Annotated in this window: 6 protein-coding genes, 1 tRNA gene and 1 pseudogene; 3 read left to right on the forward strand and 5 right to left on the reverse strand. The window is 61.1% G+C overall.

Features of this window, described 5'->3' with window-relative positions:
- Positions 1–4 precede the first annotated feature (4 nt).
- From GGQ74_RS16405 to GGQ74_RS07935, 4 genes are all read right to left on the reverse strand, one after another.
- The gene (locus tag GGQ74_RS16405) at positions 5–2002 is read right to left on the reverse strand and encodes an adenylate/guanylate cyclase domain-containing protein (protein WP_167940942.1); all 1998 of its coding nucleotides are present in this window, start codon (positions 2000–2002) and stop codon (positions 5–7) included.
- A gap of 333 nt (positions 2003–2335) precedes the next feature.
- A complete protein-coding gene (locus tag GGQ74_RS07925; RefSeq protein WP_209280085.1) occupies positions 2336–4486 on the reverse strand; it encodes an ATP-dependent helicase in 2151 nt (716 codons plus the stop codon).
- 138 nt (positions 4487–4624) lie between these two features.
- Positions 4625–5929, reverse strand: coding sequence for an alkaline phosphatase family protein (locus tag GGQ74_RS07930; protein ID WP_167940943.1), 1305 nt, complete (start codon positions 5927–5929; stop codon positions 4625–4627).
- A gap of 41 nt (positions 5930–5970) precedes the next feature.
- Positions 5971–6870: a LysR substrate-binding domain-containing protein gene (locus GGQ74_RS07935; protein WP_167940944.1), complete on the reverse strand. Its 900-nt coding sequence runs from the start codon at positions 6868–6870 to the stop codon at positions 5971–5973.
- 102 nt (positions 6871–6972) lie between these two features.
- On the opposite strand from GGQ74_RS07935, the gene GGQ74_RS07940 reads away from it, so the two are divergent.
- Both GGQ74_RS07940 and GGQ74_RS07945 read left to right on the forward strand, forming a co-directional pair.
- Positions 6973–7431 (forward strand): hypothetical protein, encoded by a 459-nt coding sequence (locus GGQ74_RS07940; protein WP_167940945.1) that lies wholly within the window; start codon positions 6973–6975, stop codon positions 7429–7431.
- 78 nt (positions 7432–7509) lie between these two features.
- Positions 7510–7596 (forward strand) — tRNA-Leu (locus tag GGQ74_RS07945).
- Positions 7597–7751: 155 nt separating this feature from the next.
- Here GGQ74_RS07945 and rarD read toward each other — a convergent pair.
- Positions 7752–8849: an EamA family transporter RarD gene (rarD, locus tag GGQ74_RS07950; protein WP_167940946.1), complete on the reverse strand. Its 1098-nt coding sequence runs from the start codon at positions 8847–8849 to the stop codon at positions 7752–7754.
- 234 nt (positions 8850–9083) lie between these two features.
- On the opposite strand from rarD, the pseudogene GGQ74_RS16585 reads away from it, so the two are divergent.
- Positions 9084–9227 (forward strand): annotated as a pseudogene (locus tag GGQ74_RS16585) (IS3 family transposase); the annotation flags it as partial.
- Between the last annotated feature and the right edge of the window lie 610 nt (positions 9228–9837).

The following is a 9837-nucleotide window of genomic DNA, read 5'->3' on the forward strand; positions in this document are numbered from 1 at the left end:
TCCCTCACTTTTTGGGCGGTCCGGGCTTGGGCGCGGGCCGCTGTTGGGTGTCCTGCGGTGTGCCGGATGCGGACGGAGCCTGCTTCGGAGCGGGCCTTGCCGCTGGCTGGGCCGGTTTCGCTCCCGCCGGTTTCGCTCCCGCCGGTTTTGGCGCGGAAGGTCTGGGAGCTGCCGTCTTTCCCGCATCAGGAGCCGACGGAGCAACGGGGCGCGTCTTCGGCGGCGGAGGCGGCGCGGCGGCGGCAGGCCCGGCCTTGGGCGGCGGCGGTGCGGCCACCCCGGTCCCTGAAAACAACTTCGGCGGCGGAGCTGGCCCCTCGTCCGGGGCGAGCACCCGGTCCACGCTGTAGGGCTGCAAGGGTGCGGTCTTGCCCTTGACCATCTGCGGCTGAAGCTGCGATGCGGCCACGAAGCTCTGCACACGCTCGAAGGTCGATTCGCTGAGCACGATTTCCCCCGGCCCGGCCAATCCGTTCAGGCGTGAGGCCACGTTCACGGAGTCGCCGATGACCGTGTACTCCATGCGCACCTCGGAGCCGATGTTGCCCGAAACCACGGTACCGGTATTGATGGACACGCCCACGCGCCCGAGGACCGGATTGCGGTCCGACGCGCGCGACGCCAGCTCCTGTTGCATGGCCCACGAGGCGCGCACGGCGTTCTGCGCGTGGTCACCCGTGGAATTGGGCAACCCGCCGAACACGGCCAGCACCTCGTCGCCGATGAACTTGTCGATGTAGCCGCCGTACTGGGCGATATATTTTGCTGCGGTGTCGAAGAATTCGTTCAACTGCTCGACGACGACCTCCGGCTCGTGTGCCTCGGAATACTTGGTGAATCCGCGCACGTCGGCGAACATGATGGTGGCCTCGTTGCGCACGCCCTTGAGCCACACGCTCTGCGGGTCCGCAAGGATGAGGTCACGGATGGTGGTGGACACGTAACGCCCGAAGCTCTCGCGCATGATGGACTTGAGCCACAGCTCATGGCTCATGAAATTGAACGCGCGGGCGAGGTCGCCAAACTCGTCCTTGCGCTTGAAATCAACCTTGTGATGGTAATTTCCGCTGGAAATCTCGCGCGTGGCCACCACCAGCCGCGAAATGGGCCGCGAAAAGTTGGTGCCGAGCAGCCCGGCCACGGCCATCCCCGCGAGGAAAAAGGCCACGGTGACCACGTAGATAAACACCTTCTCGTGGGCTATGCGGTCCTGAATGAAGTCCAGCGATATGCCCACATGGACCGTGCCCAGCTCCTTGCCCTGAAAGGTAACAGGACTGGACATGTTGAGGATTTCCCTGCCGTCCACGGTGACGCGCCGGAAGTAGGACAGGTTGCCCTCCTGCGTTTCCGCTCCCACTCGCCCCGGCAGGGTAAGGGGCTTACCCACCTTCTGAAGGTCGTTGTGGGCGAGGGTCAGATTCTCGCGGTCCACGATGGCTGCATAAAGCAGCCCCTCCACCTCGGTAACCTTGCGCACCAGCGAATTGAGCCGCAGCGTGTCCTCGTTGATGATCGGGACCTTGGCCTCGTCCGCGAAGTAGGTCAGGCTGATCTTCCCGGCCTTGATGCTTTCCTTGTAGAGATTGTTGGCCTGACGCTGGAGCAGGAAATAGCTGAGGACGAACATGGACAGAAGCAGGAAGAAGGCCAGCGTGACCGAGAGCTTGAACCTGATGGGTACCCGCATGCGCGTGAAGAAATTCCTGTTCGCCTGCTCCTCGATGAGCTTCTCGATGTCCTCATCCACGGATTTGGCCTCGATGCCGTATGCTCGGTTCAGCACCCCCAGCACGCGGCCTTCTTCGGCAAATCCGAGACAGACAACAGCCTTGGCGAGATTCTCCGGCTCGCCGCGCTGCTCTGCCGCCTGCTGATGTTCCACGGCCTTGGCCAGCTGGGCCTCGGTTATCACCCCTTCACGCGTGAGCACCTCGCCCATCAGTTCATCAGGCGCGGACATCTCGCGCATCTTCTCCGATAGTTCCCTGAAAAAGGACATGCCCTTCTCCTTGCTCCGCGACCATGATCACACATACCCCGACGCATAGAGACTCAACTCCATACTAAAAAGGAATCTGAAGAAAATATCAAGCAGCACGGGAGAAACGCGCAGCGCACCACACTATGATGGGATGCACAGCACACGACACGCGCTCAACCATGCAACATTCGGATATGATGCGACTATTCGCACCATGCAGACGCAATGCATCACAGCAAGCGACACAAAACGAGTTCGACGCGATTCACGCGACGACTTCGCGAAGTGAGGGGGATGGTGGAGGAAAAGTCGAACAGTGGCGCGGACCGGAGACCGGTCCGCGCCACTGCGCTATTCGAGTTCGAGGAAGTTGGCCAGAATGACCTTGAGGCCGAAGCCGGGGAAATTGACGCGGTACTTGTCGCCATCCACGGTGGCGACAATCTTTCCGCGCCCGAAGATTTTGTGTCGGCAATAGCCGAGGCGTGAGGGCGGCACCTTTCCGGTAGCCGGGGCGGAGGGTGCGGCGGGTGCGGACGCGCCAAAGGAGCGCGGCGAGGCCAGGGCCTGCGCCGGTGCGGCATCGCGGGCGCGGGACATGGTCCCCGAGAAATTCTCACGCCACGACTCGTACACGGTTTCCGGCAACTCGGCGAGAAACGGGCTTTCGAGGGCCGGCTCGCTTGAGTGATTGTACTGATTGTAGACCGTGGACGGCACGAACAGCCCCAGATAATCGCGGGCGCGCGTACAGGCCACGTAGAGCAGCCTGCGCTCCTCCTCAAGGTCGTCGGCGCTGTTCAGCGCATGGCGCGAGGGGAAGCGGTCCTGCACGAGGTCGATGACCAGCACGACCGACCATTCGAGGCCCTTGGAGGAATGCACCGTGGACAGAACCAGCGCGTGCTCCTTGCCCCGCTCGTCCTCGTCCTGCGGATTCTCAAGGCTGATGTCGCCAAGAAAGGCCTCAAGGTCCGAATACTGCGAGGCGATGCGCTCCAGCTGCTCAAGCCCTGACCGGCGCTGCGGATAGTCGTCCGGATACTTGCGTTCGAGAATCGGCGTGTAGAATTCGAGCACGCGGGCGAGCATGGCCGCTGGGGTCCCCCCAAGCGCGCGTTGCTCGTCGAGAAAATCGAGAACTTCGCCGATCTCGGGCGAACGCCTGCGCACTCCGGCGAGGTGGGCGTTGTCTCCCGCTAAAACCGCCTCATAGATGCGCCCCACCGTCTTCGGTCCCACGCCCTTGATGTGCGACAGCACGCGCTGCCACGAAGGCACGTCCGCCGGATTCTGGCCGAGGCGCATGAAGCCGAGCACGTCCTTGATGTGCGCCGCCTCGGAGAACCGCAGGCCGCCGAACTTCTGAAAACGCATGCCAAGCTTGTTCAGGGCCACTTCCACAGGGTAGGAGTGATAGCCCGCGCGGAACAGCACGGCGATCTCGTGCAGCGGGTACTTCTTGGACAACTCCAGAACCTTGTTCACCACTGCGTTGGCCTGCGAGCGGTCCGACAGGGTGCGGAAAACCTGCGGAAGCGGACCGTCCTTGCGCTCGGAGAACAGGTGCTTGCGGAACTTCAGCTGCGCCTGTTCGAGGATGGCGTTGGTCAGATCCAGCACGGGCTGGGCGGAACGGTAGTTCTGCTCCAGCCGGATGATCTTCGCGCCGGGGAACTGGTTGGGGAAATCCAGAATGTTGTGCACGTTGGCCCCGCGAAAGGCGTAGATGGACTGGGCGTCGTCGCCCACGGCCATGACGTTGCCGCCATCCCCGGCCAGAAGCCGGACGATGCGCGCCTGCACAAGGTTGGTGTCCTGAAATTCGTCGACCATGACGAAGCGGTAGCGCGCACGGGCCAGTTCCAACGCCGGAGCGTGGTCCGAGAGCAGCCGTTCGAGGCCGAAAAGCAGATCGTCATAGTCAAGCAGGCCGTGACGCGTCTTAAAGCTCTCGTAGCCCTTGGCCACGAGGCCGATCTCGTCCTCGTAGCGCGACAGGTGGTAGGCCTCACCGCGCAGGATGTCGGCGATGGGCATTTCCTTGTTACGGCTCTTGCTGATGAGCGACAGCAGCGTGCTGCGCTTGGGGAACGAGCGGTCGCCCTTGCCAAGGCGCAGATCGTCGCGAATGTCGCGCAGGATGCCTTCGGCATCGGACTGGTCCATGACCGTCAGGCCATTCTTCGCGCCCATCGCCTCGGCATAGCGACGCAGCCACGCGTAGGCGAAGGAATGGAAGGTGCCGCCGGTGACACCGTACAGTCCCTGCGCACCGAGCAGCAGGCTTGCCCTGTCGAGCATCTCCTGCGCCGCCTTGCGGGTGAAGGTCAGAAGCAGGATGCTGTCCGGCGAATGGCCCTGCTGCACGATGTTGGCCATACGGTAGACGATGGTGCGGGTCTTGCCCGAACCGGCACCGGCAATGACCAGCACCGGGCCGTCGAGAGTCTCCACGGCCTCGCGCTGGGCCGGATTCAATTCTTTCCTGAAATCTATCATGTTCGATCGAATGCGATGGTCTTCGTGTTTATCCGCAAAGGCGGCGTGAAAAGGCAGGGACGGCGGGCCGCCCGGCGAAAGGCTCAACGAGTGCGCACAAGGCCGGGGCACCGGAGCGCGCCGCCAGCGAGCGGGTCGTCAATACTGCGTGCTGCACCCGAAAAAGTCCAGCACCAGCCTGCCCGCGTCGCGCGTGGTGTGCGCTCGCTCGCCTGCACTGTCGTAGAAGAATGCGCCGTCCGCTGCATGCGCTCCGCTGCGCCCGTGCAGCCCGAACACGCTTCGACCATCGAACTTCGCGGTGAGGCTCATGCCCGGTTGCGCCTCGCACACGAGGTCCGGAGCGAAGGGAGCCATGGGGCCGGGATAGAGTTCCTCACGCAGGTGCACGGCCCGCATCACGGGACGTCCGGCGTATTCCATGCGTAGCAACTCCTCGCGCAGCCTGTGGCGCAGGGCCATGGCGTCGACAGCGCCAAGCCGCCCGCGCGCGAAACGCTCCGCCGTGTGCAGATAGATGCGCCCCGGATCGAGCGCGAAGGCCGTGGTCGATGGCGTGATGACCGAGGCATCCAGCTCCGAGAGCGCATGGCCTTCAAGACGCAGATAGCCATGCCCGGCCAGCCACGCGTTCATATCCACCTCGGTGACGAGATCCGTAAAGCCGTGGTCGGCAAGGGCCACGAGGCGCTTCGGTCCGGGCAGGGCGTCGTAGCGCTCCAGCAGCGCGCCAGCCACGCGGTCCAGATGCCGGAACAGCTCCATGCACGCGCCATGCAGGGGATGCGCAACGTCGCGCATGGCCGGAAAGAGAAAATGGAAGAGCCGGTCCGGCTCAGTGAGCACGAACACGAACAGATCCCACGCCATGTCGCGCCAAAAGAGATCGAGCGCAGCCAGTCGGGCATCGAGGGTGGCCGACAGCTCCGAAAGCAGCAGGTCATGATTATCTCGCCCTCGCACGGTGTCGGCTTCGAGGCGATAGTTCATGGCACGGAGTTGTCCGGCAAGGAAAGGCGGAAACACCGCGCGAGACAGCTCCGGAGCGACGAAGCCCGCCACCAGCATGCCGCGCATGGGGCGGGCCGGGTACATGTTGGGCAGATTCACGACGCGCGAGGACAAGCCGCGCTCGCCGATGCGGTCAAAAATGGTCGGCACGCGTACGGCGGTGGAATCGACGATGCCCACGGCGTAGCTGCGCGGGTCGATGCGGGTGAAGCCGAATACGCCGTGCTCCTCGGGTCCGGCGGCGGTGGCGAAAGAGGTCCAGTTGACGGGCGAAAGCTCGGGCAGTTCAGCCCGCATTTCGTGGGCCTGAGCGGACAGGGCAAGGCGGGCGAGATGTGGCGTGACGCCAGCCTCGCAGAGCTCGCGCAGCAGGGACAGGGGCATGCCGTCCAATCCGAGGACGACCATGCGGGGACGTTCGGTCGTTTGCATGGGCGATGGGGTATCACAAACGTCCGCAAAGGCGAAGTAGCCTATTCGCCCGCTTCCACACGCGCCCTCACCACCTCTATGAACTTGTGGACGGCCGGATTCTTCTCATCCTTGCGCCAGACGACCCACAATGTCGGGCTGGGCAGGTTTTCGTCCAGCGGCACGAAAACCACGCCCCTGCGCGCCACAAGCGGTGCCGACGAAAAGTGCACGGCAAAACCGAGGCCGCTGGCCACCAGCGCAAGCTCCGTCTCCAACTGCTCTGTTTCCTGAACGACTCTCGGCTCCACCCCGGCATCGCGAAACGCGTTGAACAGCACGTCGTAGCATTCGGGGTGCTGACATCTCGGGAAGGTGATCATCGCTTCGCCGTCCAAATCCTTAAAGAACAGACTGTCGCGCCGGGCAAGCCTGTGACCATCCGGCAGCGTGACCATGAGCGCCTCCTGCCGTCCATCGAGCAGCATGGATTCGAAGGCGGAACACGGCTTGTCCACGACACCGACGCACCCCACGTCAAGCTCGCCCTCCCGCAACATCCGAAGCTGCCGGGATGTCGAATATTCACCGAGGTCGAGAGCGATACGCGGATACGCTTCACGAAAGGCCTTCAGCGCCAGTGGGTAATCCGTCATGTACGCCCTGCTGACAGCACCGATCCGCAGACGCCCTTCCTCGCCAGCTTCAATGTCGCGCGCATGCCTGACCGCCTTGTCCAATTCGGAAAGCACGCGGTAGGCATCGTCCCGAAACGCCTCTCCGGCACGGGTCAGCTCCACGCTTCGACTCGTGCGCTCGAAAAGCGTCACGCCAAGCTCGTCCTCAAGCTGCCGAATCTGCTGACTTAGCGGCGGCTGCGACATATTGAGCCGTTTCGCGGCACGCCCGAAGTGCAGTTCCTCCGCAACCGTCACGAAGTATCGCAAATGCCTCAACTCCATCTTCGATACCTCCGAGATATCGTTCGACGCAAAACAGGTATTGGACCTCTTCGCCCACCTTCTGCAAATTCAGACCATACCTGTCAATCAATGGAGGACAACATGATTAAAAAAGTATCGATCAATATCGTTCACAAATCAATCCGTCTCTTCGCCGTATACATCTCCTGCGCGGCTCTCATTCTGTGCATGCTCACCGCCCCCGCCCATGCGGACGACGACACGCCCATCCTGCCGACCGCAATCGCACTGGACGCGAAGGGCGTCGTCTACATGGCCAACCATGACAGCGGGCAGATCGACTGCGTGTGGGCCGACGGCAGCAGAACGCCCCTTGCCCAAGGACTCGACCGCCCCAGCGCCATCGCGGTGGACAGACTGCGAACCGTTTTCGTGGGAACACTGTCGGGAGAAGTCTGGGCGATTACGCCATCCGGCGAACGCACGCTTGCGGCAAAAGGCTTGCCCGCCGTACTGGCCCTGACCATCGACAGAGACGGAACGCCGCTCATCGCCTGCCACGGCGGAACCCTCGTCCGACTGGCAAAACACTCCGAATAACGGCCCCGGCACACCAAAACCTCTCACCCAGAATCATTGACGATGAGGCGCGCCTCGGTATAGAGGAAAAACGCACCTGCCCGGGTGGTGGAATTGGTAGACACAAGAGACTTAAAATCTCTCGGACTTCGGTCTGTGCGGGTTCAAGCCCCGCCCCGGGTACCAAGGCTTAAAAGCCCTTCAGTTGAGTTCAACTGAAGGGCTTTTTGCTTTTATCCCCACGAAACATGCCGCCCAAGAACAAACAGAGGTGATCCTCAAAAAAAATCAGCCCGCCGGTTCCATGACCTGGCGGGCTGTGCAAGCGTCGCTGATGAGCTCTAGGCGTGGGCAGGCTTGGGCTGATACAGCTTGCGGCGGTTCCTGCGCCGGGCCCTCATGCTGTCAAAGGTATACAAAATGATGCCCGTCCACGTCAGAGCAAAGGTTTGCGCGGTGGAAAGGGTCAAGGTTTCATCGTACAGAATGACTCCCATCAAGAAAATGAGTGTCGGGGACAGGTACTGGACGATGCCAAGGGTGGCCATACGCACATGAGGCGCCCCAAGGGCAAAGAGGAGCGTCGCCAAACCCGTGATGGCACCGGTGCCCATGATCAGCAGCACGGTGGGCGCGTCGGCTCCGCCCCAGACCTCGAATCCGGTAACCTTGCGGTAGGCCAGATACGCAATGGACACGGGCAGCAGGGTCAGACTCTCCACAAGCATGCTGGGCAACGGCTTGGCCGTGACTTCGCGGCGAATAAGCCCATAGAACGCGAACGACGCGCCAATGATAAGGGCCATCACCGGAATTGTGCCCAAGGTGAAGAAGCTGGAAACCATGGCCAGACACGGCAGCAGCACGGCAAGCCCCTGCAACAGCGAAAGCCGTTCACGCAGGATGACGCAGCCCAGGCCAATTGTCATGAGCGGCGTGAGAAAGTCGCCAAGACTTCCTTCCAGAACACGGTTGGAGTTCACCGCGATATAAAACGTCATCGCGTTCATGGCGAACATCACGGACGACAGCGCAAGACGCACAGTGGTCTTTCTGTCCCTCAAAATAGCCCGGACCTCGCCAAGGCGTCCCTGAAGCAGCAGAACGACAAAGGTGAACACCACAAGCCATATCAGGCGGTGTGACAGCACCGTGTAAATGTCGATATGGGACAAGCTCTTCCAATAGGGGGTCAGGGATCCCCAAATGAAGTACGCCCCGAGTAGCGCGAGCAGACCCGTGGTCGCCTTCTTTGAATCTGTCTGTGTCATTGTAGTACCGTACAGGACGCCACGTTTGGCGTCCTGTGTAGCTGGTGAAAGGATGCCTTCAATACCGACTAGGGAGGCATGGAAAATAGGCAGATTGCCCCGAATGTAAAGCTGTTTTTTCACTTTTTTCAGGCCAAGTTTTTCCAAGAATATCAGTATGGTGATCACGATCACCACTTGTTGCAAACCGGTACAAAACCCAATAACCCCCATAGTGGGAAGACAGGGATGAAAAGCGGCATTTCCGCCTCAAGACACACGGTTTTTGTGATGAAAAATTGAATAAAACACCGAGAGGTGGGAAATGTTTTCAAGTCCGACAATCGAATGTGCAAAGTAGCCCAGAGGTGGTCCCCATTTTGACCGGACACCCCCGCCAACCTAGGAGGTAGTGCTGGAGGTATGTCCAGAGATAGTGCTAACGAGTATCCCACGGTCGAAATCGTGCAGACGATTCAACGACGGCGTTGGACCTTGGGTGAGAAACTGTGAATCGTTGAGGAAGCGTCTCAGCCCGGGATGAGCATTTTGTATGTGGCTCGGAAATAAGGAATTGCCCAAAATCTCCTCTTCCTTTGAGACAGAGCGCAGGCAGGCCGCCATGAGGCGATATGACGAGGCGGGGAGTGACCGAGGGCTGGGTGTTTCCACGCCGAATCTCCTCTTTCGTTTGGAAATCCATGAATCCTGGCAGCACGGGAGTCATATGCCTAGCTGCGAGATTGTGGTTGCGCCCGAGACACGGGAGAGTCTCTGCCCACATGTCCCCCTCAGGGCAGAGATGTTCAGTAGAGAATCGGAGTCGATCCGCTCACCGTCTCGCCCTTCCATCCTCCCGCAGATTACAAGCCCACAAACGCCAAAACGCCCGCGCATCATACGATACGCGGGCGTTTTGGCGTTTTCTCTTTCGAGAGTGCGTCGTGTCTTTGATGGGAGGCCTGGCCGTTTGGTGATGCCACAGAAATAGTCCCCGTTTGGAGTGGCACTGCCGTTAGAAGGCACTTCCGCCAGGAGAACTCCCTTTCTGAAGACGCGGCCGTCAGGCGACGCGTCCATCGGGGATGGCGCGGGGTTCAGAAGGCGAAAAAAAAGTCCTGGCGACGGGCTACTTTCCCACAGACAACTCTGCAGTATCATCGCCGATGAGGTGCTT

The sequence above is a fragment of the Desulfobaculum xiamenense genome (genome assembly GCF_011927665.1).
Lineage (GTDB): Bacteria > Desulfobacterota > Desulfovibrionia > Desulfovibrionales > Desulfovibrionaceae > Desulfobaculum > Desulfobaculum xiamenense.

Coding starts and splice junctions, on each gene's coding strand:
- GGQ74_RS07940 (WP_167940945.1), top strand. CDS start 6,973: ATGATTAAAAAAGTATCGATCAATATCGTTCACAAATCAATCCGTCTC.
- GGQ74_RS07935 (WP_167940944.1), bottom strand. CDS start 6,870: ATGGAGTTGAGGCATTTGCGATACTTCGTGACGGTTGCGGAGGAACTG.
- GGQ74_RS16405 (WP_167940942.1), bottom strand. CDS start 2,002: ATGTCCTTTTTCAGGGAACTATCGGAGAAGATGCGCGAGATGTCCGCG.
- GGQ74_RS07930 (WP_167940943.1), bottom strand. CDS start 5,929: ATGCAAACGACCGAACGTCCCCGCATGGTCGTCCTCGGATTGGACGGC.
- GGQ74_RS07925 (WP_209280085.1), bottom strand. CDS start 4,486: ATGATAGATTTCAGGAAAGAATTGAATCCGGCCCAGCGCGAGGCCGTG.